The sequence below is a fragment of the Bacteroides sp. AM23-12 genome, assembly GCF_003434395.1.
In the GTDB taxonomy this organism is placed as follows: domain Bacteria; phylum Bacteroidota; class Bacteroidia; order Bacteroidales; family Bacteroidaceae; genus Bacteroides; species Bacteroides thetaiotaomicron.
Genome location: NZ_QTLF01000006.1, coordinates 254,259 through 278,280, shown reverse-complemented (window position 1 = coordinate 278,280; position 24,022 = coordinate 254,259). Strand labels below are relative to the sequence as shown.

Sequence of the window (24,022 nt, the reverse complement as noted above, 5' to 3'; positions counted from 1 at the left end):
CCGTATATTTGCACGCAATAAATTTTTAAACGCACAGCCCTATGTCATTTATTGCTGATAAGATTGTAATGGATGGGTTAACTTACGATGACGTATTGTTGATCCCCGCTTATTCTGAAGTTTTACCGCGCACTGTCGATCTCTCGACAAAGTTTTCAAGAAACATTGAGTTAAAAATACCTTTTGTGACGGCTGCCATGGATACGGTTACCGAAGCGAAAATGGCTATTGCCATTGCCCGTGAAGGTGGTATCGGTGTGATTCACAAAAATATGTCTATTGAGGAGCAGGCAAGACAAGTTGCCATTGTAAAGCGTGCTGAAAATGGTATGATTTACGATCCTGTTACTATCAAGAGAGGTTCTACTGTCAGTGACGCTTTGGGAATTATGGCTGAATATAAAATCGGTGGTATTCCTGTAGTGGATGATGAAGGTTATCTGGTAGGTATCGTTACTAACAGAGATTTGCGTTTCGAAAGAGACATGACAAAGCATATTGATCTTGTTATGACTCCTAAAGAAAGATTGGTTACTACCAATCAGTCTACCGATCTGGAATCTGCTGCACAGATTCTTCAAAAACATAAGATTGAAAAGTTGCCGATTGTAGGAATGGATGGCAAACTGATCGGTCTTGTTACATATAAAGATATTACAAAGGCAAAAGATAAACCGATGGCTTGTAAAGATGCCAAAGGTCGTCTGCGGGTAGCTGCAGGTGTCGGCGTTACTGCTGATACGCTGGATCGTATGCAGGCATTAGTGGATGCCGGTGCAGATGCTATCGTAATCGATACGGCTCACGGACATTCTATGTACGTTATTGAGAAACTGAAAGAAGCAAAGAAACGCTTCCCGAATATTGATATCGTGGTAGGTAACATTGCTACCGGAGAAGCTGCGAAGGCTTTGGCAGAAGCTGGTGCTGATGCTGTGAAAGTAGGTATCGGTCCGGGGTCTATCTGTACGACTCGTGTTGTTGCAGGTGTAGGTGTTCCTCAGTTGTCGGCTGTATATGATGTAGCCAAGGCACTGAAAGGTACAGGTGTTCCTCTGATTGCTGATGGTGGTTTGCGCTATTCCGGTGATGTGGTAAAAGCATTGGCTGCCGGCGGATACTGTGTGATGATCGGATCATTGGTTGCCGGAACAGAAGAGTCTCCGGGTGATACTATCATCTTTAACGGACGTAAATTCAAATCATATCGCGGTATGGGTTCATTGGAAGCAATGGAGAATGGCTCTAAAGACCGTTATTTCCAGAGTGGAACTGCCGACGTGAAGAAATTGGTTCCGGAAGGTATTGCTGCTCGTGTTCCTTATAAAGGTACACTTTATGAAGTAGTTTATCAGTTGTCTGGTGGTCTTCGTGCAGGTATGGGATATTGCGGTGCTGCTAATATTGAAAAACTTCATGATGCGAAGTTTACTCGTATTACAAATGCCGGAGTGATGGAAAGTCACCCGCATGACGTGACGATTACCAGTGAATCACCTAACTATAGCCGTCCGGAATAATTTATATAAACGGTAAACGATTAACGGTGAACGGTGAACAGGCTGTATGGCATATGTTCGTTGTTCACCGTTTGTCGTTTTTAAATAAAAATCAATGATGAAAAGAAATCTGCTTTTAGGATGGATAAGTCTCTTCGGAGTATTAGCTTTCGCTCAGGAAGATTCCGTAGTGATGCGGATTAATGGGAAAGAAATACCTCGTTCGGAGTTTGAATGCTCCTATCGCCGGCATACGGACGGTAATGGTACGAAATTGTCTCCTAGAGAATATGCGGAGCTTTTCATTCTGTCTAAGTTGAAAGTGGAAGCGGCCAGAGCGGCCGGACTCGACACTACTTCGGCTTTTCGCAAGCAACAGCAGGCTTATCGGACAAATTTGCTGAGGTCATACCTTCTGGATGATCAGGAAATGGATGGCAATGCCCGTATTCTATATCAGAAGATGAAGGAAAATGTACGTGGCGGACAAGTGCAGATACGGCAAATTTACAAATATCTGCCTCAGACCATTACATCCCGGCATTTACAGGAGGAACAGGCTCGCATGGACTCTATTTATCAGGTGATACAAAATCAGCCGAGTGTGAATTTTGCCCGTTTGGTAGATCGGTTTTCGGATGATAAACGTTGTCGGTGGATAGAAAGTTTACAGACAACATCGGAGTTTGAGGAGGCTGCTTTCTCTTTAGCAAAAGGTGAAATATCCAAACCTTTTTTTACTCCGGAGGGGATTCATATTCTGAAAGTCATAGATCGAAAGGAAGTGCCTGCATATGAAGTCGTTAGTGACAGTCTTCTGAATCGTTTAAGGCGTCAGCCGTTGGATAAAGGAACGGAAGCCATCGTAGAGCAATTGAAAAAGGAATACCAGTATATTCCCAATATGGAGTCTTTGGAAGAAGTATTGCAGAAAGGTGGAACGGAACGGGCTTTGTTTACCATCAACGGGCAGGCATATACAGGAGAAATGTTTAAGCGGTTTGCTTCATCCCATCCTCAGGCTGTAAAACGGCAGTTGAATGGCTTTATAGCAAAATCTCTGCTGGATTATGAGAGTCAGCATATGGAAAGAAAACATCCGGAACTTCGTTATACTTTGCAGGAATATGCTGAGAAATGTCTGGCTGAGGAAATCGTGCATCAGAAAGTAGATTTACCGGCTGTTAACGACCGGGCGGGATTGGCTACTTATTTTAAGTTTCATTCATCGGATTACCGATGGGAGCATCCCCGATACAAAGGAGTAGTGTTGCATTGTGCAGATAAAAAGACTGCTAAACAGGCTAAAAAGCTACTGAAAAAAGTTCCGGAGAATGAATGGGAGGATATGCTTCGCAAAACATTTAATACATCCGGTGCTGAAACAATTAAAATTGAACAGGGTGTTTTTGCCGACGGAGATAATAAATATATAGATAAATTGGTCTTTAAGAAGGGCACTTTTGACCCTGTAGTGTCTTATCCTTTTACTATTGCTGTAGGCAAAAAACAGAAGGGACCGGAGGATTACAGAGAGGTAATTGATCAGGTGAGAAAAGATTATAGAAGCTATCTTAACGCATATTGGGAGCAAGAATTGAGGGAGTCTGGTAAGGTTGAAATAAACCAAGAGGTTTTAAAAACAGTTAATAATAACTGATGTAACCGATTATTCACTATCTTCGTACCTTAAATAAGTAGATTTGAATTGACAATGCGAATATTAGTCCTCTTACTAATTACCCTTCTCTGTTGTGGAGCGTGCAAAGAGCAGTACGACCACAAAGGCAAGACTGCATTGGTGGAGGTAGATGGTAACTTTTTGTATAAAGAAGATTTGATGTCTGTACTACCGGTCGGATTGTCAAAAGATGATAGCATTCTTTTCGCCGAGCATTACATTCGTAGCTGGGCGGAGGAGATTTTGTTGTATGAAAAAGCTGCGAATAATATTCCGGATAATGTGGATGTAGATAAGCTGGTGGAGAATTACCGGAAAGCTTTGATTATGCATACCTATCAGCAGGAATTGATAAACCAAAAACTGACGAATGATATTTCGGAACAGGAAATAGCGGATTATTATGAGAAAAACAAGGAATTGTTTAAACTGGAATCTCCGCTGATCAAGGGATTGTTTATTAAAGTACCGTTGACGGCACCTCAGCTGAACAATGTTCGCAGATGGTACAAGACGGAAAAACAGGATGCTGTGGAAAGTCTGGAAAAATATAGTTTGCAGAATGCGGTGAAGTATGAATACTTTTACAATAAATGGGTTCCGGTTACGGATGTTCTGGACCTGATTCCATTGAAAGAGGCGTCACCGGAGCAATATGTAGACAAGCACCGACATGTGGAACTGAAAGATACGGCATTTTACTATTTCCTCAATGTGAGCGATTATCGCGGGGCAGGTGAAGAGAAACCGTATGAGTTTGCCCGGTCGGAAGTGAAGGATTTACTGGTCAATCAGAAACGGGTGAACTTTATGGAACAAGTGAAGAATGATCTGTATCAGCAGGCTGTAAACAAGAAGAAGATTATATACAATTATTAAATACAAAGAATGAAGAAGTTTGTGAACTTTAGATTTATTGTTACCCTTGTCCTGGCAGTATTTGCCAACGTGGTAACTTATGCACAGGACAATGTAATTGATGAGGTAGTTTGGGTAGTAGGTGACGAAGCTATTTTGAAATCAGATGTAGAAGAGGCCCGTATGGATGCCTTGTACAATGGACGCAGATTTGAAGGCGATCCTTATTGTGTAATACCCGAAGAAATCGCTGTGCAGAAGTTATTCCTGCACCAGGCAAAGTTGGATAGTATCGAAGTTTCCGAAGCGGAAATCATTCAGCGTGTAGATATGATGACCAATATGTATATCCAGCAGATTGGTTCTAAGGAGAAAATGGAGGAATACTTCAATAAGACTGCTACTCAAATTCGTGAAACGTTGCGCGAAAATGCCCGTGATGGACTGACAGTACAGAAGATGCAGCAGAAACTGGTAGGAGATATCAAGGTAACTCCGGCAGAAGTACGCCGATATTTCAAGGATCTTCCTCAGGACAGTATCCCTTATATTCCGACTCAGGTAGAGGTGCAGATTATTACACTGCAACCTAAAATTCCTATTGCGGAAATTGAAGATGTAAAGAGACGTCTGCGCGATTATACAGACCGTGTGACAAAGGGTGAAATTGATTTTTCTACACTGGCACGTCTGTATTCCGAAGATAAGGCTTCTGCTATCAAAGGTGGTGAACTTGATTTTATGGGACGTGGTATGCTGGATCCGGCTTATGCCAATGTAGCATTCAGTCTTCAGGACCCGAAGAAAGTATCCAAGATTGTAGAATCTGAATTTGGTTATCATATTATCCAGCTTATCGAGAAACGTGGCGACCGTGTGAATACCCGTCACATTCTGTTGCGTCCGAAAGTATCTGAAAAGGAGTTGACTGAGGCTTGTGCCCGTCTGGATTCTATTGGCGATGATATCCGTCAGAATAAGTTTACATTTGATGAGGCTGCCTCTGTGATTTCACAAGATAAGGATACTCGTAATAATCACGGTCTTATGGTGAATACGAATGAGCGTACAGGTATCACTACTTCTAAGTTCCAGATGCAGGATTTGCCTCAGGATGTTGCGAAAGTGGTGGATAAGATGAATGTAGGCGAAATTTCCAGAGCCTTTACGATGATTAACGAGAAGGATGGAAAAGAAGTTTGTGCCATTGTAAAACTGAAAGCAAAGATCAACGGTCATAAAGCTACCATTGCAGAAGACTATCAGGACCTGAAAGAAATCGTGATGGATAAGCGCCGGGAAGAAATGTTGCAGAAGTGGATTCTGAACAAACAAAAACATACGTATGTACGTATTGACCCGAATTGGCAGAAGTGTGACTTCAAGTATCCGGGTTGGGTAAGGAACGATTGATGTTTAAACAGCTTGACTTTATATGCTGAAACAAAACAAAAAAGATAAACAGCAAGACGGGCATAGATGGCTTCTTATAGGCTTTCTATGCCTGTTTGCCGTATGCCTTGTGGCGCAGGTGAAGCCTACCGGACAGACTAAAAAGGCTGAGACTCCGGCTGCGAAAACTCCAAATGGAACGAAGCAAACTGATAAAGATATCAAGAAAGAGCCCGAAAATAAGAAGACGAAAGTATATTTGCTTCATGCCAATCAGGGACAGGCCGACAAGCTTGCCCGACCGGATGTTCAGGTACTGATTGGGAATGTAAAGCTGCGTCACGACAGTATGTATATGTTTTGTGACAGTGCTTTGATTTACGAGAAAACCAATTCGGTAGAAGCATTCAGCAATGTACGTATGGAGCAGGGGGATACCTTGTTTATTTACGGTGATTATCTTTACTACGACGGGATGACACAGATTGCGCAGATTCGTGAGAACGTAAAGATGATCAACCGGAACACGACGCTTCTGACCGATAGTCTGAATTATGACCGTCTTTATGATCTCGGTTATTATTTCGAGGGCGGTACTTTGATGGATGAAGAGAATGTGTTGACCTCGGATTGGGGAGAATACAGTCCGGCTACCAAACAGTCGGTATTCAATCATGATGTGAAATTGGTGAATCCCAAGTTTGTCCTGACGTCGGATACACTGAAATATAATACTTTTTCCAAGATTGCTACCATTCTCGGTCCTTCGAATATCGTAAGTGACAATAATCACATCTATTCGGAACGAGGCTTCTATAATACACTCAGCGAACAGGCTGAATTGTTGGACCGTTCTATCCTGACGAATGAGGGAAAGAAGTTGATTGGTGACAGTTTGTTTTATGACCGGAAAGTGGGATACGGTGAAGCGTTCGATAATATACGAATGACGGATACCATTAACAAGAATATGTTGACCGGCGATTATTGTTTCTATAACGAATTGACCGACTCTGCTTTTGCTACCAAACGTGCAGTTGCTATTGACTATTCACAAGGAGACAGTCTCTTTATGCATGGAGATACGTTGCAGCTTATTTCCTATAATCTGAATACGGACTCTGTTTTCCGCCTGATGAAAGCTTATCATAAGGTACGTATGTACCGGACGGATGTACAGGGAGTTTGTGACTCACTGGTTTATAATTCAAAAGACTCTTGTCTGACCATGTATACCGATCCGATTCTTTGGAATGAAGGTCAGCAACTGCTTGGTGAGGAGATCAAGATTTATATGAATGACAGTACCATTAACTGGGCCCACATTATCAATCAGGCACTGACGGTGGAGATGAAAGATTCTGTTCATTATAACCAAGTGTCCGGTAAAGAGATGAAAGCCTATTTCGAAAATGGTGATATGCGTCATATTGAAGTGATAGGTAATGTGATGACCGCTTTCTACCCGGAAGAAAAAGACAGTACGATGACCGGATTTAATAATATGGAGGGGAGTGTGCTCCATCTTTATATGAAAGAGAAGAAGATGGAAAAAGGGATGTTCGTAGGTAAGTCCAACGGAACATTATATCCGATGGATCAGATCCCTCCCGACAAGTTGCGGCTATCTACATTTGCCTGGTTTGACTATGTCCGCCCTTTAAATAAAGAAGATATATTCAACTGGAGAGGCAAGAAGGAAGGAGAGACACTGAAACCAACCACCGACCGGAAGCCAAAGACAGATAAGCGAAGTTTAATTAATATGAAGTAATATGGGAATGTTTTTCAATTCGATGAGAAAACCTCGAGGCTTTAATCATCAATACATTTACGTAAACGAGCGGAAAGAAAAGCTTGAGAAGATGGAGGAGAAGGCGAAACGCGAGTTGGGAATGCTTCCGGATAAAGAATTCAGTCCCGAAGATATCCGTGGTAAGTTTGTCGAAGGTACGACGCACCTGAAGCGCAGAAAGGCAAGTGGCCGTAAGCCTGTATCTTTTGGAACCATATTGATTATCATAGCTTTCCTTTTATATTTGTGGCATTATTTAGCGACGGGAAGCTGGTCATTTTAACTACTAAATAAACTATGAGCGATATAATTCATTTGTTGCCTGATTCGGTAGCTAATCAGATTGCTGCCGGTGAAGTGATACAACGTCCGGCATCTGTTATTAAAGAGCTAGTGGAGAATGCGATCGATGCAGATGCTCAAAATATACATGTGTTAGTTACGGATGCCGGTAAGACCTGCATCCAGATTATAGACGATGGAAAGGGAATGTCCGAAACGGACGCGCGACTTTCCTTTGAACGCCATGCGACTTCTAAGATTCGGGAAGCAGCGGATTTGTTTGCTTTGCGTACGATGGGGTTTCGTGGAGAAGCACTGGCTTCCATTGCAGCTGTGGCGCAGGTTGAACTGAAAACACGGTTGGAATCGGAAGAACTGGGAACAAAACTGGTGATTGCAGGCTCCAAAGTCGAAAGTCAGGAAGCTGTTTCCTGTTCCAAGGGAAGTAACTTCTCTGTGAAGAATCTGTTCTTCAACGTGCCCGCCCGTCGCAAGTTCCTGAAAGCTAATTCAACAGAACTAAGTAATATTCTGGCAGAGTTTGAACGTATTGCTTTGGTTCATCCCGAAGTAGCCTTTTCGCTTTACAGCAATGATTCCGAACTGTTTAATCTGCCTGTATCTCCTTTGCGGCAACGTATTCTTGCTATCTTCGGCAAGAAGCTGAATCAACAGTTGCTGAATATAGAGGTGAATACTACGATGGTGAAAATCTCAGGCTACATAGCGAAGCCGGAAACTGCCCGTAAGAAAGGTGCTCACCAATATTTCTTTGTCAACGGGCGTTATATGCGCCATCCTTATTTTCATAAGGCAGTGATGGAGGCTTATGAACAGTTGATTCCCGTTGGCGAGCAAGTTTCTTACTTTATTTATTTTGAAGTGGATCCGGCTAATATCGATGTGAATATTCATCCCACTAAGACAGAAATCAAGTTTGAGAATGAACAGGCTATCTGGCAAATACTTTCGGCATCAGTAAAGGAGTCGTTGGGCAAGTTCAGCGCCATTCCTTCCATTGATTTCGATACGGAAGATATGCCGGATATTCCTGCATTTGAGCAGAATCTGCCTCCTGCACCTCCGAAGATTCATTATAATTCGGATTTCAATCCGTTCAAAGTATCTTCCGGTGGAAGTGGCGGCGGATCATATAGCCGTCCGAAGGTGGAATGGGAAGGACTGTATGGTGGATTGACCAAGGCAAGTAAGATGAATGAGCCTCAGCAGGAACCGGAAATGGATTGGGAAAATTCTCCTTTCGAGGAAGAACCGATGGTTGCTGAAGAGAAAACTATTTCGGCGGTATCTGCCGCTTCCTCCACTTTCTCATCGGCCTCCTCTACTTTATATGCCAATGAATCGGTGATTGAGAAAGGGAATCTGCATTTGCAGTTCAAAGGTCGTTTTATTCTGACTTCGGTGAAATCCGGATTGATGTTGATCGACCAGCATCGTGCGCATATCCGCGTACTTTTTGATCGGTATATGGTGCAGATAAAACAAAAACAAGGTGTTTCGCAGGGAGTGCTTTTCCCCGAGATATTACAGCTGCCTGCTTCAGAAGCGGCTGTCCTGCAAGGAATCATGGATGATTTGTCGGCGGTAGGTTTCGATCTGAGTGATTTGGGTGGCGGTAGTTATGCTATCAATGGCATTCCTTCGGGGATAGAAGGATTGAATCCGGTTGAGTTGGTACGGAATATGCTACATACAGCTATGGAAAAAGGGAATGATGTGAAGGAGGAAATCCAGAATATCTTAGCTTTAACACTCGCACGTGCGGCGGCTATTGTATATGGTCAGGTATTGAGTAATGAGGAAATGGTAAGTCTTGTAGACAGTCTTTTTGCCTGTCCTTCACCAAATTACACTCCGGATGGCAAAACAGTCTTGACAACAATCAAGGAAGAGGACATCGAGAAATTATTCAAATAAAACAAATAAAATCATCATTTCTTAAAACCTTTTAGTTCAGTTCGTGTTATTTAAATAGTTCAACAAAGAAAAGATTATAATAACCACTTAACTATTAGGTATATGAAAAAGATTCTAATGTTGCTGGCTTTTGCCGGCGTTGCGTCTGTCGCTTCTGCGCAGCAAACCGTGACTGTAACTGAATACGAGGTTATTCAGGTACAAGATAAACATCAAGTAATAACTAACCCATTCTGGAGCAACTGGTTCTTCTCTGTAGGAGGCGGTGCACAGGTATTATTTGGTAATAACGACCATATCGGAAAATTCAGAGATCGTATTGCTCCGACATTGAATGTGTCAGTTGGTAAATGGGTAACACCCGGTTTCGGGTTACGTATGCAATATAGCGGACTGCAATCCAAAGGATTCACCACCAATGAATCTGCAAATTATGTAGTCGGTGGCCCGAGAGAAGATGGCTCCTACAAACAGAGATGGGACTATATGAATCTTCATGGCGACTTGCTGATTAATCTGAATGCACTTTTCGGTGGTTACAATCCGGATCGCGTATATGAGATTATTCCGTATATCGGTGCCGGTTGGGCTCATTCTTATTCTAAGCCTCATACAAACGCTGCTACCTTCAATGCAGGTATTATCAACCGTTTCCGTTTGTCAAACGCTGTAGATTTGAACCTTGAACTGAGTGCAACAGGGCTGGAAGGTAAATTTGATGGTGAACACGGTGGCAAACCCGATTATGATGGTATCTTAGGTGCTACTCTCGGTGTGACTTATTACTTCCCGACCCGTGGATTCCAACGTCCTGTTCCACAGATTATCTCCGAACTGGAATTGAGACAGATGCGTGATCAGATGAATGCTATGGCAGCCGCAAATATGCAGTTGCAGCAACTGTTAGCCAATGCACAGCAGCCTGTAGTGGAAGAAGCTGAAGAAGTCGTTGTAACAGATGCCAACATTGCACCGCGTACTGTATTCTTCAAGATCGGTTCAGACAAATTGTCTCCACAAGAAGAAATGAACTTGTCATATCTTGCCAGCAAGATGAAAGAATTCCCGAACATGACCTATACAATCAACGGATATGCAGACTCTGCAACCGGTACTCCTTCTATCAACCAGAAGTTAAGTCTGGAACGTGCACAAGCTGTAAAGGACCTGTTGGTTAAGAAATATGGCATCTCTGCAGACAGACTGTCTGTTGCAGCAGGTGGTGGTGTCGACAAGTTCGGTCAACCGATTCTGAATCGTGTGGTATTGGTAGAATCAGCTCAATAATACATTTGATATTGTAATATAGATACGGCTGTTAAGTGGGCCGTATTTATGAAAGGAAAGACTTGCTCAGGTAAAGATATCCCTCGGATACTTTACTTGGGCGAGTCTTTTTGTTTCCAATGATTTGCATATCCTATAATTTTTTGCGAATATTGCAATCAAATGCATTGGTCTTAGACATAAGTTTCTTACTTTTGAACAAGGATTCCGGTTTTTATGATTGTTACTATGAAATGTAGATACCTTCTATCTTTAGTCTTTTTATTGCATATATGGGTATGCAAGAGTAATGTTATAGATAATAGTGTCTATGATTATGGTCTTACGTTTCTGGCTCATTCTACCAATCAGGATCAGCGGACCAATTTGGATCTTACTCCTGCGGCTTCTTTGTCTTTTCCCGAGGACGGTTTCTCGGTGGGATTCGATATAAAGTTGAGAAATGAACTGTATACTTATGGTTATGTTGTACGGGTCATAGCAGATGATTCTTCCTGCTTTGATTTTATCTCCTACCTGCTTTATTCCCGATTTAATATTGTATTGACTGACAAAGACCGAGTGATCAAGAATACGGAGATTGCAGATTCGGTAAAGATTGTAGCAGACAGATGGATACACGTCGATCTGCAATTTACCAAAGACCGGATTCATATTGCTGCAGACGGTATCCAGGCGGAAATCAATCATTCCCTGAGCAACTTTAAGGATATCAAGATCTATTTCGGAGGCAGCAAGCATCCCCGTTTTTTCTCTACAGATGTACCTCCTATGACCATTCGTAATATAGAACTTGCTGATATTCAAGGTAAACTGCTTTATAAATGGGAATTGGCTGCTCATGATAAAGATGTGACTTACGATAGTGTCAGAAATAAACAGGCTTTTGTACGTAATGGCGTCTGGGAGATAGATAAACATACTAAATGGGCGGCATTAGCTTCGTTGAATGTGCACCATATTAATCCGCAGGTGGCTTATGACGATGTGTCGGGACGTTTTTTCATAGCAGGAGGCGGTCAGTTATTTGTTTACGATGTGAAGGCGAATCGTGTTGATTCGATTGCTTATAAAGGACATCCTTATATAGGAGCTTCCAGCCAGATTATTTTTGATGCCAAACGAAACAGGCTCTTGTCTTATACACCGGATTTCAACGATTTGAATGTCTATGAGTTTGACCGGAAATGCTGGACATTAGAAACTCCGGTAATGATTGATACCCGCCAGCATCATAATCGTATTATCAATCAGAAAAGAGATGAACTGATTGTTTTTGGTGGCTATGGTAATCACCGCTATAATTCACAGTTGAGCAGAATAAACCTGTCTGATCCGCAGGGGTGGTCGATCAGTTCCCTTGATTCCTGTCTGTTTCCCCGCTATTTAAGTGCGATGGGGGCGGAGAATGAGGACTACTTATTGATCATGGGTGGTTATGGCAATCAGTCGGGTAAGCAGGAAGAATCTCCAGGAAACTTTTATGATCTTTACCGGTTGAATTTGAAAACAGGTAAATGCGCTAAGTTATGGGAGTTTGTGAATGACAGGCAGCACTTTACTTTCGGTAATTCAATGATTGTCGATACACCGTCGAATAGTGTATATGCTTTGACATATAATAATGACCGGTATAATACTTTTGTTTATTTGAGCCGGTTTGATATACAGACCAGACAACCGGTTCAGGAAGTGATGAGTGATTCCATTGTTTATAACTTCCTCGATATTCATTCTTATTGTGATATGTTTTTGCATAGAGAGACATCTTCTATTTATGCTGTGGTGTTGCAGGAAAAGGAGCCCGGAATATCTAAAGTCGAATTTTATAAACTGGCATTTCCACCTTTGTCCAAGGAAGGTATTTTGCCTCATCAGACTGGCGGAATGAAGCCGGTGATATTGATATCCGGTATTTTGGCAGGACTACTGTGCCTGATAGGAGGAAGTATATGGTTATTGCATAGTAAGAGAAAGAGAAAAGTGAATGTGTCAGTCGGTCCGGTTGCTACGGAAGAAGTAAAAGACAGATTGGTCGAAGAAGAACCGACTGAACAAAAAGTATCTTCGGTTTTATTACTGGGCGGATTCCAGATATTTGATAAGCAAGGCGGTAACATCACGGGAGATTTTACGCCTACTCTTAAGCAATTATTCTTGTTTTTACTGCTGAATACCATTAAGAACGGAAAGGGAACGACTTCTCAATGCCTGGATGAAACTTTCTGGTTCGATATGAGTAAGTCCAGTGCATCGAATAACAGAAACGTGAATATCAGAAAGCTAAGGCTGATCATTGAGAAAATCGGAGATATCAATATTGCCAATAAGAACGGCTATTGGTATCTGAATCTGGGGAAAGACGTGACCTGCGATTATCAGGAAGTGATGAGATTGCTGGATCAGATAAAAGATAAAGATACCATTACGGATAAAAAGATAATCAATAAAATCATATCCCTGGCGAGTGCCGGCGCATTGCTCCCTAACGTCAGTGCCGAATGGATTGACGAATATAAGTCAGCCTACTACGTTCTGTTGACGGAAATACTGCTTTCTGTGGTCAACCGTCCCGATATAAAAGAAGATTCCAGGCTTTTGCTGAAAATATCAGATGTAATTCTGCTTGTTGATAATATAGACGAAGACGCTATCCGCACTAAATGCAGAGTCTTGTATCAGATGGGGCAGAAAGGTTTGTCCAAGCAAAGTTTCGATAAGTTCTGTATTGAATATGAACGTTTGCTGAATGCCAAGCCTGATTTCTCTTACGATGATATTATAAATTCACTCTAAATTAATCCTCTATTAATAATTTTCCGGTGCTTCCTGTTGGTCGGTGGAGAGATAGTTCCTCATCGGTGGCGGAGCCTGTCCTCATCGGTGCCGGAAATAGGTCTCATCGGTACCCGAAATAAATCCTTGCGGAGTAAGGCACTCATTATACCATCAAATAATAATTGTTTTTTTTTATCATGAAAACATTATTGATAACTAGATACTTATGCGAAAAGAATGAAATTCTTTATCGCTATTAATCTAAAATTAATATGGCATTAAGGACTGGAATTCTATATTTGCTTCAGAAACGGACGGGATATCCTCCACTATGTTTCTGATGACTTGAGCGGATCGAACTATAACCTTATAAAATGATGGAAATATGAAAAACGACACTTCTTAACTACTGCTTGGACTTACTTGTCAGAGAAAGTTTTCTTGAGATGAAAACGGTTTGAATCAATTAATGTTAATCTATAAATTATGAAAACAGGAAAGAGCAAAGATCATTTGCAAAGAGTTTTTTTAAGGTTCCTTTATTTGATAATGGGGAGCATCCTTTCTTTGGATTCTGTTATGGCGCAGGAAAACCTGAAAGTTTCCGGGCAGGTGACAGACAATAAAGGAGAAGCCATTATCGGAGCCTCAGTGAAAGTTCTGAAAACGGGTACGGGGACTATTTCGGATATGGATGGTAAGTTTACTATTCAGGTTCCTGTGGGAGCTGAACTGGAGATAGGATATGTCGGCTATAATCCGAAGAGAGTGAAAGTGGTGAATAAAAACTTCGTAACGGTAGTCCTTGAGGAGAATGTGGTAGCATTGGGCGATGTAGTTGTTGTCGGATATGGCATTCAGAAAAAGGAAAGTCTGACAGGAGCTATCGGAAACCTGAAAGTAGATGATATCGTAAAGACCAAGGCACCTAGTTTGGCACAGGCTATTCAAGGAAAGGTAGCCGGTCTGCGGATCAGACAGGAGAATGGAGAGCCGGGTAAGTTCAGTTCCAATATCAATGTCCGTGGCTTCGGAACTCCTTTGTTTGTGATTGACGGAGTGGTGAGAGACGGTTCCAGCGAATTTCAACGGTTGAATCCGGAAGATATTGAAAGCATATCTTTTCTGAAAGATGCTACTGCCTCTATCTATGGTATGAATTCGGCGAATGGTGCCGTGATTGTTACCACCAAGAAAGGGGCTACAGGCAAACCGCGTATTACGTTGAACGCCAATGTCGGCATTACTTCTCCTACCAATGTGCCGGAGATGGCCAACGCCGGACAATATATGACCATGCGAAATGAGGCGGAAATCAATGCAGGCAGACCGGCTTATATCACAAAGGACGAATTGACCAAATGGCAGCAAGGTGCTCCCGGTTATGAGAGTGTAGACTTGTATGATGCCGTTTTCAATAAGCACGCCACACAGTTCCAGACGACTCTGTCCCTGGAAGGTGGTACCGACAAAGTAAGTTATTACGGTAGTTTCGGTTATGCCACCGATAACAGCTTGTTGAAGAATAACGCATTGACTTATGATAAATATACATTCCGTTCCAATGTCAGTCTGAAGATTACCAAAGACCTGACAGCCAGTATCAATCTTGGCGGACGTTATGATACCACCAACCGTCCCTGGTTTCCTTTCTATGATATATTTAAGAGTACGCGTGTAAATCCGCCTACTACTTCTATCTATGCCAATGACAATCCGGATTATTATAATAACTTCTCTTATGTCCCTAATCCGGCGGCTATGATCGATGCCGATTATACCGGAAGCGCTAAAGAGCGGAATAAGAACTTGCAGACACAGTTTGCATTAGAGTATAATATTCCTTATGTAAAGGGGCTGAAGGTGAAAGGTACTTTTATCTACGATTACAATAACTACGGATATAAGGCAACGCGGAAAGGTTTTAAGACATATACCTATGGCGAATATACGGGCGAGTATACGGCGGCAGATGCCAACTATCCGGCTTTACTCCAGGATAATCGCAGAGAATCGGAACGGGTGGATATGCAGTTCCAGACAAACTATAACAGAACGTTCGGCAACCATACCATCGGAGCTACTTATGTCTTCGAAAGACGCGAAGAGAAAGCAAACTGGATGAATGGTGAGCGCAAGTTTGACTTTTTCACAATCGGTGAACTGGACAATGCACGCGAATCTGACCAGAAAGTATCCGGTTCCTCGGAACACCAGGCTTATCTTTCTCATATCGGGCGTCTGACCTATGATTATAAAGGCAAATATCTGGCAGAGCTTGCTTGCAGATACGACGGTTCTTATCGATATGCTCCGGGCAGCAGATGGGCATTCTTTCCGTCCGCTTCCGTAGGATGGAGGATTTCGGAAGAGAGCTTTATCAAAGACAACTTCAAGTTTGTCGATAATCTGAAACTTCGTTTCTCTGCCGGTCGTTCGGGGCAAGATGCCGGTGATCCGTTCCAATACTTCTCCGGTTACACGTTGAACAGTGGCGGATATGTATTCAGCCAGGGAAATTATACCAATGGAGTAGCTTCTCCTGTGATGATCAATAAGAATCTGACCTGGATTAAAGTGAATATGTATAATATTGGTATTGACTTTTCAATCTTTAACCGGCTGATCGCAGTAGAGTTTGATATTTATCAGCGTGACCGCAGCGGCCTGTTGGCCGACCGTTACGGTTCTCTTCCCAATACGTTCGGTTCCAAGTTGCCACAGGAAAACCTGAACGGCGACCGTACGAGGGGTATTGAATTTACATTGACTCATACCAACAAAATCGGTGATTTCCACTACAGTGTATCCGGTAACTTTAACTTGGCGCGTACCCAACGCCGTTATATAGAGAGCGGTCCTTACAAGAGCAGTATGGAAAGATGGAGAAACCAGGCATCCAACCGCTGGGGAGATTTTATCTGGGGGTATCAGACGGACGGACGTTTCCAGAACTTTGACGAGATTAATACATATCCGATTCAGAATGGGGATAACGGAAATTCCAAGGAACTTCCCGGTGACTACATCCTGAAAGACGTAAACGGTGACGGAGTGGTGAATGATCTGGACAAGACCCCTTTATTCTGGTCCGGCAGCCCATTGATTCACTATGGTTTCAATGTGGAAGCGTCCTGGAAGAACTTCGACTTCTATGCTCTTTTTCAAGGTTCTGCCCTGTACACGGTGCAGTTTGACGAGGTATACGCAAAGATGCTCTGTTTCAAGGGTGGCAATACCCCCGAATACTTCTACGACCGTTGGCATCTGTCCGACCCGTATGATGCGAACAGTGAATGGATACCGGGAGAATGGCCGGCCATCCGTCTGGAGCAGGACATGGGATCGTTCTATACGAGGGATTCGCAGATATGGCGTAAGAACGCTTCTTATCTGAGACTGAAAACAATTGAGATCGGCTACACCTTCAGTCCCCGACTGATGCATAAACTGGGTATCGGTAGTTTAAGAATCTATGCGAACGGAAATAACCTGTTTACTATCTGTGACCCGTTTGTAAAGGCATTCGATCCGGAAAAGATTGAAGGAGACTATAGTGCCGGCTTGAATTATCCTCTGAATAAGAGCTTTAACTTTGGATTGACCTTGAACTTTTAAAGAAGATGATTATGAAAATATATAGTTGTTTATTATTGGGAGCCATGTTCCTGCTGGGCGGATGTAGCGATTTGCTTGATATCGATCCGAAGAATAAAATTCCGGCGGATGAATTGTTCTCTACTCCGGAAGGAGTACAGGCACATATGGCCAATCTGTACGGTCGTTTGCCTATCGAAGATTTTACCTATTCACCGAATCGCGGCTTCAATGTGGGAGTCGGTACGGATGTGAATAATGCCGGTTTTATGGCTGCTCATTTCTGTGATGAGGCTATCCATCCGGAGTACAATGACTTTGGAGAAGAGTGGTTCGATTATTGGGAAGACGGTTATAAACTCATTCGTGATTTAAACAGTCTGTTGGTTACTATTCCTACATTGACCAGTATTACCGAACAGCAAAAGAATGAGATCAATGCGGAAACTCATTTCCTGAGAGCTTATACCTATTTTGCCTTAGCCAAAAGATACGGTGGGGTACCTATCATTAAAGAACCGCAGGAGTATAACGGTAATATCGAAGAACTGCGTGTCCCCAGAAATACGGAGAAAGATACTTGGGACTTTGTCTTGGAAGAATGTGACCAGGCAGTATCGCTTTTTGGAGATGCGAATGAAAATGATGTGCTGAGAGCGAACAAATGGGTAGCATTGGCACTGAAGTCAAGAGCAGCTCTGTATGCAGCTTCCGTTGCCAAGTTTACTCATCAGCCTTATGTCTCTTTCTCTGGTCCGGCTGTTGACCAGAAGCTGGTAGGTATAGAAGTTATATCGGCTGATCATTATTATGATGAATGTATATCAGCTTCACAGGAAATCATGAATAGTGGTAAGTTCGGTCTTTACAAACCTTCCCCCGCTACTCCGGAAGAAGCGACAACCAACTATCAAAAGTTATTTGAACAACCTTTCCAATGTCTGGACGGATTGAAAGAGCCTATCTTCATGAAGGCCTATGCTGCAAATACCATTCTGGCACATAACTATGATGTCTGGTTCAGCCCCCGTCAGATGATCCTCGACCCGAATCTCTATCCCGGTCGTATGAATCCGACACTGGATTTTGTCGACTCTTTCGAAGATTATACGGATGACGGAACCGGAACACCCAAGCCGATCAGCACTCGTGTGGATGGAAATGAAAGTGATTATAATGGATTTAACTTATCCACCCGATACCTGTCTTTCCCGATAGATAAACCTTACCAGGCATTTGCCGGTCGTGATGCCCGTTTGAGTGCCATGGTGTTATTCCCGGGACAGAACTTCGGAAGTACGAAGATCATTATCCAGGGTGGTCTGGTAAAAGCTGACGGTTCCGGTTATCATTATAGGACTCAGGCTTCGGAGAAGGGACAGGATGGTCTGATCTATTATACTTACGGAGCGGAGAAAAGCACGGAATATTCAGGATTCGATCCGACTTTGGGACATTATACCCGCAGCGGATTCCTGTTTAAGAAGTTCTTGCAGATAGAAAGTCCGGTTGAGCAGGCATGGAGTAAAGGTACACAGCCTTGGATCGATTTCCGTTATGGGGAAATTCTTCTCAACTATGCAGAAGCTGTTATCGAAAAGACAACCTCTACTTCTGCTGAAAAACAGGCTGCACAAGACGCTTTGAATGCGGTCCGCAAAAGAGCGGCTCACAAAGATGACATTGCATTGACTCAGGCGAATGTTCGCAAAGAACGTTTTGTCGAGCTGGCATTTGAAAACAAACGCAGATGGGATTTGTCGCGCTGGAGAACTTTCCATAAGGAATTTGAAAACCGGGTGAGAAAGGGACTTGTACCTTTCCTTGACCTGCGGACAAATCCTGCGCATTATGTATTTGTACGTGTCAATCCGTTGGGCATTGAATCAAAGACCTTTGATTATAGCTGGTATTATAAGAGTATTCCGGGTACGGGGGCTAATGGTCTGGTACAGAATCCTTAATTAGTATATTCTAAAATATAGATTAGATATGAAAAAGCTTCTATTTTTATTATGCGTTGTAGTAGCAGGCAGTATGTTTTACTCTTGTGAAAAAGATAATCTCGAAGGGCCGGATGCAATCTTTGCCGGCGAACTGAGAGACCGGAAGACCGGAGAACTCATTCAACAGGAGATATCGGACGGTTCCCGCGTTTATTTCATCGAACAGGGGTGGGGAGATAATCCTCCTGTTCAGAATATGGTCGTTAAAAAAGACGGAACGTTTTATAACGGTATGATTTTCTCCGGTGACTATAAAATCATCCTGAATCGTGGGAACTACGTTCCTTTGGATACTCTGGATATGAAAATAAAGCCGGGAAAGAATTATCAGGTCTTCGAAGTGAATCCTTATCTGCGGATCATTGAACCGGAAATATCTGTGATCGGAAGAAAGGTAGTGGCGAAATTCAAACTGGAGCAGGTGACCAGTAACGAGGTCTATCGTATTTCGTTGTTTGCACACTCTCACATCGATGTATCCAACAAACTGAATATTGTCAACCGGACAGAAGAACTAAACCGTTCCATTACTGATGGTGAGGCTTTCGAATTGTCTATCAATCTGGAAGACTACACTTCCACGCTGGTTCCGGGCAAGAGTTATTATTTCCGGATCGGTGCACAGTCTCACGGAAGTGAGACAAAGTACAATTATTCGGCATCTGTACAGTTGGATATTTAGCATAAAAACGGAAAAGCCATGAGAAAGTATTTACAGTTGGTATTCCTTGCGGTCTCTGTCTTTTGTTCAGAGATATTGTTGGCAGAATCTCGTGATCCGGTCCGGATACTGGATTTGAGAACGCTCAATGAACTTGATCTGAAAGAACAGGAGAAGGCGGAGCAACTATGGGACATTATGCATACGACAGCTACCTTGCAAGGCATTGTGAATCGGAATAGTCCGAGATTGTACATTCGCTATGTCAAGAACGGGCAGGGAGAGAATGTCGATGATTATTGGTGGAATAAATACCGTCAGGCAGGACAGTGGCTGGCGGGACGTGATACGATAGCTTACACGGAACTGTCGGATGTCGTGACCGTTTTCAGAAAAGAAATACGCGGAGTGGTTGTTTATGACTCAAAAGTAGCATCTACCAGTAATATTGCTTCATCTGTGGCAGGAATCGAGAATCTGATAGCTGTGCGCTATGACATATCTCCCAATAGTCTCTATACCCGTTTGGTACTGCAAGGACCGAAGCTGGCTGTGAAATGCTGGCTGGTGAACAAAGATGGTTCTTCTCTTTTCACGGGCAAAGGAAGGATTGCCGGAACCGGTCAACCTTCGACAGGATCTCTGAAAATCGATCCCTATGTATGGTTTATAGAGAAATACCTGAAGAAAGGGTTATGCAATACGGAGTACGCCGCTTATTACATCGACCAGTTCTGGCGTACCGATCCTACCCGGACGGTAACGAACCATCACCAATTGACCAATCATGACTTTTTTGTCAGCAAGAAAGCTTTTTTCTTTGACCTTTCTCCTTGGGGAGACGAGCCGGCAACGGATGATCCGACACAAGAAGAAGGACTGGACTTGCAGATACTGAAAACTTTTCTGCAAGAAGCCTATAAGCAAAATAAAGGAGAGAAATTCTGCTATATCGGAGGTTTCCCGAGCTGGATTTATAAATATACGCAGCATGCTGGAGGAAAGCATGAAGATGTAGCTACCGAGTGGGAATTTTCCCGTATTATCAGTGCTTATAATGCCTTTAAGGATGCCGATGCCATCGGACTGGGAGCATTGGCTAACTCCTCCTTCTGGCAACATTTTCCTCTTCAGGAAAAGTATCCCCAAAAGTGGGTGACACATCAGGAACTGATGGACAGAGGCTATCTGAACCGTGACGGAACAATCAACTTTCAGGGACGGAACTTTATCCTCTTCTATGTAGGCGATTATGATTCCTCCTCCTGGATTGCTCAGACTACCCCTTTCCTGTGGGACGAACCTAGCCGGGGAGAAGTGCCTTTGATGTGGTCTGTCAGTCCTGTACTTGCAGAACGCGTTCCGATGGTGATGCATAATTATCGGGTGACGGCTACTCCGAATGATTATTTTGCCGCTGCTGACAATGGTGCCGGATATTTAATGCCGGGTATGTTGCAAGAGCCTCGCTCGGTGTCCGGATTGAAAAGCGGATTGAGTGCATGGGCAAAGCATTGCAGCAAATATTATCAGAAGTGGGGATTGACCATTACAGGATTTGTGATTGACGGCGAAGCCCCCGGACTGGATTCAGACGGATTGGACTGTTACGCATCGTTCAGTCCGAATGGAATAGTTCCGCAGAAGATGCCTTTGACATTGCTGCACAATGATATGCCGGTGATCCGGGCAGATTATGATATTGTAGATCATGATTACCGCAGGGCAACGGATGTGATTGTGGAAAGAGTGGAGAAACGTCCGGTTCCTTTCCATTGGTTCAGAGCCATATTGAAGTCACCTTCCTGGTATAAAGGGATTTGTGATGAGTTGAAACAGCGGCATACGAATATTGAATTGCTGGATGCACCGACATTTTTTGAACTCTATCGTATCTATCTGAAGCAGCATCCGGATGCTGCTGCCGGAAAGATAACGATGAACTAACCTGATTAATGAACAGACATATTCATATAGAATGATGATGAACAGATTGAATATAAAAAGAACAGTCGGCTCCTGTTTGATGGCGATGGCGTTTTTTTCGTGTACCCATACGGATCAGACGCCCACGAAAGACTTTGTCGATTATGTAAATCCATATATCGGCAATATCAGCCATCTGCTGGTGCCTACTTACCCAACCGTACATCTGCCGAACTCGATGCTCAGGGTCTATCCGGAAAGGGGAGACTATACATCGGACAGGGTAAACGGCCTTCCGGTCGTGGTGACCAGTCATAGAGGCAGCTCGGCTTTTAACCTGAGTCCGGTGCAGGGAGAGGTATCCCGACCGATTGTATCTTACTCCTATGATTTGGAGAATATTACCCCCTATAGTTATTCCGTATACCTGGATGAGGCTGATATACAGGTTGAGTATGCCCCTTCACATCAGGCTGGTATTTATCATATCAGTTTTGGGACGGAAGGTGATAATGCTCTGGTGGTGAATACGAAGAACGGAAAGCTGGTCGCTGAAGAAAAAGGAGTCAGTGGCTATCAGGTTATTGACAACACTCCTACCAAAATCTATCTGTATCTCGAAACCAGTCAACTACCTTTACGCAAAGGGGTACTGGCAGATGGAAAAGTTGATATGGAAAGTAAGGAAGGCAGTGCCATCGCTTTGTATTATGGAAGCGAGAAGAACCTGAATCTACGTTACGGAATTTCCTTTATCAGTGCCGAGCAGGCAAAGAAGAATCTGCAACGTGACATCACCACCTATGATGTAAAGGCGGTGGCGGATGCCGGACGCAGGATATGGAACAAGACATTGGGCAAGATTGTGATAGAAGGCGGTTCGGAAGACGAAAAAGAAATCTTCTACACTTCCCTTTATCGTACCTACGAACGCATGATCAATCTTTCGGAGGACGGGAAATATTACAGTGCTTTCGATGGCAAGATTCATGAAGATGGCGGAGTACCTTTTTATACAGATGACTGGATATGGGATACTTACCGGGCTACACATCCGTTGCGTATCTTGATAGAACCGCAGAAGGAACTCGATATGATTCGTTCATATATACGGATGGCAGAACAGTCGGACAGAAGATGGATGCCTACCTTCCCCGAGGTGACCGGAGACAGTCACCGGATGAATGGCAATCATGCAGTGGCAGTTATCTGGGATGCTTATTGCAAAGGATTGAAAGACTTTGATCTGGAGGCTGCTTATGAAGCCTGCAAAGGAGCGATTACAGAAAAAACGTTGTTGCCCTGGCTGAGATGTCCGTTGACGGAGCTCGATAAGTTCTATCAGGAAAAAGGATTTTTCCCTGCACTGAACCCTGGCGAAGAAGAAACTTGCAAGGCTGTTCATTCGTTCGAGAGACGACAAGCGGTTGCGGTTATGTTGGGTAACTGTTACGATAATTGGTGTCTGGCACAGATAGCCAGAACATTAAACAAGACCGATGACTATAAGAAGTTTATGAGGATGTCTTATACGTACCGGAATGTTTATAATGCGGAAACGGGTTTCTTTCATCCCAAGAACAAGGACGGAAAGTTTATCGAACCGTTTGACTATCGATATTCGGGAGGACAGGGGGCACGTGGCTATTATGGTGAAAACAACGGTTGGATCTATCGTTGGGATGTGCAGCACAATCCGGCGGATTTGATTGCCTTGATGGGTGGACAGGCTTCATTTATCGAGAGATTGAATCAGACATTCAATGAACCGTTGGGGCGGAGCAAGTTTGATTTCTATCATCAGTTGCCGGACCATACCGGTAATGTCGGCCAGTTCTCTATGGCAAATGAACCTTGTCTGCATATTCCTTATTTGTATAACTATGCCGGTCAGCCGTGGATGACACAAAAAAGGATTCGCGTTTTGCTGAACCAGTGGTTCCGTAATGACTTGATGGGCGTTCCCGGTGATGAAGACGGAGGTGGAATGACTGCATTTGTGGTATTCTCCATGATGGGCTTTTATCCGGTAACTCCCGGTTCTCCAACTTATAATATCGGCAGTCCGGTATTCCAATCCGCAAAGATGGAGGTAGGTGACGGACATTATTTTGAGATCATAGCGGAGAATTATGCGCCGGACCATAAGTACATCCAGTCGGCTACCTTGAATGGAACGCCGTGGAATAAGCCGTGGTTCAGCCATGCGGATATTCAAAACGGCGGACGTCTGGTTTTGCAGATGGGAGATAAGCCCAATAAGAAGTGGGGGATAGCTTCGGATGCCGTGCCGCCCTCTTCAGAGAGTTTGCCGGAATAAAG

General features: G+C 43.3%; 14 protein-coding genes. All 14 read left to right on the top strand.

Annotation, left to right across the window (positions count from 1 at the left end; genetic code table 11):
* Positions 1 to 41: 41 nt before the first annotated feature.
* The 14 genes from guaB to DW640_RS08815 all read left to right on the top strand — a co-directional run bounded on the left by guaB (position 42) and on the right by DW640_RS08815 (position 24,020).
* Positions 42 to 1,520, top strand: coding sequence for an IMP dehydrogenase (gene guaB / locus DW640_RS08880; RefSeq protein WP_008760772.1), 1,479 nt, complete (start codon positions 42 to 44; stop codon positions 1,518 to 1,520).
* A gap of 94 nt (positions 1,521 to 1,614) precedes the next feature.
* On the top strand, positions 1,615 to 3,159 hold the full coding sequence (locus DW640_RS08875; RefSeq protein ID WP_074856025.1) for a peptidylprolyl isomerase: 1,545 nt from the start codon (positions 1,615 to 1,617) through the stop codon (positions 3,157 to 3,159).
* Between the two features lie 54 nt (positions 3,160 to 3,213).
* Positions 3,214 to 4,059, top strand: a complete 846-nt coding sequence (locus DW640_RS08870; RefSeq protein WP_008760774.1) for a peptidylprolyl isomerase — start codon at positions 3,214 to 3,216, stop codon at positions 4,057 to 4,059.
* Positions 4,060 to 4,068: 9 nt separating this feature from the next.
* Entirely contained in the window at positions 4,069 to 5,451 is a 1,383-nt protein-coding gene (locus DW640_RS08865; protein WP_008760775.1) for a peptidylprolyl isomerase, read from the top strand.
* Positions 5,452 to 5,473: 22 nt separating this feature from the next.
* On the top strand, positions 5,474 to 7,204 hold the full coding sequence (locus DW640_RS08860; protein ID WP_008760776.1) for an OstA-like protein: 1,731 nt from the start codon (positions 5,474 to 5,476) through the stop codon (positions 7,202 to 7,204).
* A 1-nt stretch (position 7,205) separates the two neighbouring features.
* Positions 7,206 to 7,508, top strand: a complete 303-nt coding sequence (locus DW640_RS08855) for a hypothetical protein (RefSeq protein WP_055298846.1) — start codon at positions 7,206 to 7,208, stop codon at positions 7,506 to 7,508.
* A 14-nt stretch (positions 7,509 to 7,522) separates the two neighbouring features.
* Complete coding sequence (mutL, locus tag DW640_RS08850; RefSeq protein WP_008760778.1) at positions 7,523 to 9,445, top strand: DNA mismatch repair endonuclease MutL; 1,923 nt, start codon at positions 7,523 to 7,525, stop codon at positions 9,443 to 9,445.
* Positions 9,446 to 9,547: 102 nt separating this feature from the next.
* The gene (locus tag DW640_RS08845; protein ID WP_117577858.1) at positions 9,548 to 10,732 is read left to right on the top strand and encodes an OmpA family protein; all 1,185 of its coding nucleotides are present in this window, start codon (positions 9,548 to 9,550) and stop codon (positions 10,730 to 10,732) included.
* Between the two features lie 228 nt (positions 10,733 to 10,960).
* On the top strand, positions 10,961 to 13,528 hold the full coding sequence (locus DW640_RS08840) for a hypothetical protein (protein WP_233525433.1): 2,568 nt from the start codon (positions 10,961 to 10,963) through the stop codon (positions 13,526 to 13,528).
* A gap of 468 nt (positions 13,529 to 13,996) precedes the next feature.
* A complete protein-coding gene (locus DW640_RS08835; RefSeq protein WP_199610300.1) occupies positions 13,997 to 17,128 on the top strand; it encodes a TonB-dependent receptor in 3,132 nt (1,043 codons plus the stop codon).
* An 11-nt stretch (positions 17,129 to 17,139) separates the two neighbouring features.
* On the top strand, positions 17,140 to 19,071 hold the full coding sequence (locus DW640_RS08830; protein ID WP_055229295.1) for a RagB/SusD family nutrient uptake outer membrane protein: 1,932 nt from the start codon (positions 17,140 to 17,142) through the stop codon (positions 19,069 to 19,071).
* Between the two features lie 28 nt (positions 19,072 to 19,099).
* Positions 19,100 to 19,795: a DUF3823 domain-containing protein gene (locus tag DW640_RS08825; RefSeq protein WP_008764129.1), complete on the top strand. Its 696-nt coding sequence runs from the start codon at positions 19,100 to 19,102 to the stop codon at positions 19,793 to 19,795.
* 18 nt (positions 19,796 to 19,813) lie between these two features.
* Complete coding sequence (locus DW640_RS08820) at positions 19,814 to 21,721, top strand: GxGYxYP domain-containing protein (RefSeq protein ID WP_008764130.1); 1,908 nt, start codon at positions 19,814 to 19,816, stop codon at positions 21,719 to 21,721.
* Between the two features lie 31 nt (positions 21,722 to 21,752).
* Entirely contained in the window at positions 21,753 to 24,020 is a 2,268-nt protein-coding gene (locus DW640_RS08815; RefSeq protein ID WP_011108997.1) for a GH92 family glycosyl hydrolase, read from the top strand.
* Positions 24,021 to 24,022 lie beyond the last annotated feature (2 nt).

What these genes read in the sequence shown, in the direction of transcription:
- guaB (WP_008760772.1), top strand. Translation starts at nt 42, where the DNA reads ATGTCATTTATTGCTGATAAGATTGTAATGGATGGGTTAACTTACGAT.
- DW640_RS08875 (WP_074856025.1), top strand. Translation starts at nt 1,615, where the DNA reads ATGATGAAAAGAAATCTGCTTTTAGGATGGATAAGTCTCTTCGGAGTA.
- DW640_RS08870 (WP_008760774.1), top strand. Translation starts at nt 3,214, where the DNA reads ATGCGAATATTAGTCCTCTTACTAATTACCCTTCTCTGTTGTGGAGCG.
- DW640_RS08865 (WP_008760775.1), top strand. Translation starts at nt 4,069, where the DNA reads ATGAAGAAGTTTGTGAACTTTAGATTTATTGTTACCCTTGTCCTGGCA.
- DW640_RS08860 (WP_008760776.1), top strand. Translation starts at nt 5,474, where the DNA reads ATGCTGAAACAAAACAAAAAAGATAAACAGCAAGACGGGCATAGATGG.
- DW640_RS08855 (WP_055298846.1), top strand. Translation starts at nt 7,206, where the DNA reads ATGGGAATGTTTTTCAATTCGATGAGAAAACCTCGAGGCTTTAATCAT.
- mutL (WP_008760778.1), top strand. Translation starts at nt 7,523, where the DNA reads ATGAGCGATATAATTCATTTGTTGCCTGATTCGGTAGCTAATCAGATT.
- DW640_RS08845 (WP_117577858.1), top strand. Translation starts at nt 9,548, where the DNA reads ATGAAAAAGATTCTAATGTTGCTGGCTTTTGCCGGCGTTGCGTCTGTC.
- DW640_RS08840 (WP_233525433.1), top strand. Translation starts at nt 10,961, where the DNA reads ATGAAATGTAGATACCTTCTATCTTTAGTCTTTTTATTGCATATATGG.
- DW640_RS08835 (WP_199610300.1), top strand. Translation starts at nt 13,997, where the DNA reads ATGAAAACAGGAAAGAGCAAAGATCATTTGCAAAGAGTTTTTTTAAGG.
- DW640_RS08830 (WP_055229295.1), top strand. Translation starts at nt 17,140, where the DNA reads ATGAAAATATATAGTTGTTTATTATTGGGAGCCATGTTCCTGCTGGGC.
- DW640_RS08825 (WP_008764129.1), top strand. Translation starts at nt 19,100, where the DNA reads ATGAAAAAGCTTCTATTTTTATTATGCGTTGTAGTAGCAGGCAGTATG.
- DW640_RS08820 (WP_008764130.1), top strand. Translation starts at nt 19,814, where the DNA reads ATGAGAAAGTATTTACAGTTGGTATTCCTTGCGGTCTCTGTCTTTTGT.
- DW640_RS08815 (WP_011108997.1), top strand. Translation starts at nt 21,753, where the DNA reads ATGATGATGAACAGATTGAATATAAAAAGAACAGTCGGCTCCTGTTTG.